General features: G+C 68.3%; 1 protein-coding gene. It reads right to left on the bottom strand.

Annotation, left to right across the window (positions count from 1 at the left end):
* Positions 1-65: 65 nt before the first annotated feature.
* Complete coding sequence (locus ASE88_RS17060; RefSeq protein ID WP_056480178.1) at positions 66-959, bottom strand: transglutaminase family protein; 894 nt, start codon at positions 957-959, stop codon at positions 66-68.
* Between the last annotated feature and the right edge of the window lie 26 nt (positions 960-985).

The raw sequence follows: 985 nt of genomic DNA, 5'->3' as shown, positions 1-985 counted from the left end.
AATCAGGGACAACGATCGCGGCTCTTGGGCTCCCGCCTTCGCGGGAGAACAGGGAAGCGAAGAAGTCAGCCGAGCGCAACCTCGTCCAGCGGCGCGACATCCACGCTGACGTCCATGTTCTGCGCGCCCGATCCGAGCACCACCCCGTCGACCGGCGCGATCTCCGCATAATCGCGCCCGATCGCCATCACGATATGGTCGCTCGCCATCCAGATCCCGTTGGTCGGATCGACCCCGACCCAGCCGCGCACCGGCCCGCACCACAGCAGCACCCAGGCATGCGTCGCATCCGCCCCGACCAGCCGCGGCTGGCCTTCGGGCGGGATCGTCCTGATATAGCCCGACGCATAGGCCGCAGGCAGCCCCGCCGCGCGCAGGCCCGTGATCATGATCTGCGCGAAGTCCTGGCACACGCCCTTGCGTTGCAGGAACGCCTCGTGCGGCGGCGTGTCGACCAGCGTCGCATCCGCATCGAACTCGAACTCCCGCTGGATGCGCCGCGCGAGTGCGATGCCTGCCTCCAGCGCACCGCGCGACGGATCGAGATCGATCGCGCAATAGTCCGCGATCGCCTGGTCGAGCGGGATCAGCGGCGAGGGGTATATATAGTTCGCCGGGCTCGCCGCGGACAGATCGGTGCTGGCCCGCGCCATCGCCGCGATCTCGCCCAGTGTCGGGTCGCTCGCGTCGGGGATGGGCACTAGGCGGTCGACCGTCATCCGCGACCGGCTTTCGATCGTCAGGTGCCGGACCGGGCTGTCGACCACCAGCCGCGTGACGTTGGCGAGCCCCGCCTCTGCGCGCGCGGCGCTGGTCCGCCCAGCCGGGTGAACCGACAGCGCATAGGAATCGAGGTGCTGCCCCGGCCAGTCGATCGGTTTCAGGCGCAGATTGCACCGCGCGAACTTGACGCTCGCGCCGTAATCGAACGTCGTGACGTGGCGGATATCGTAGATCATCAAAATCCTCCCCGGCACGGGGAGGG

The sequence above is a fragment of the Sphingomonas sp. Leaf38 genome, assembly GCF_001421825.1.
GTDB lineage: Bacteria > Pseudomonadota > Alphaproteobacteria > Sphingomonadales > Sphingomonadaceae > Sphingomonas.
Note: the sequence above shows the minus strand (reverse complement) of the source record. Positions and strands in the feature narration are given on the sequence as shown.

Coding starts and splice junctions, on each gene's coding strand:
- ASE88_RS17060 (WP_056480178.1), bottom strand. CDS start 959: ATGATCTACGATATCCGCCACGTCACGACGTTCGATTACGGCGCGAGC.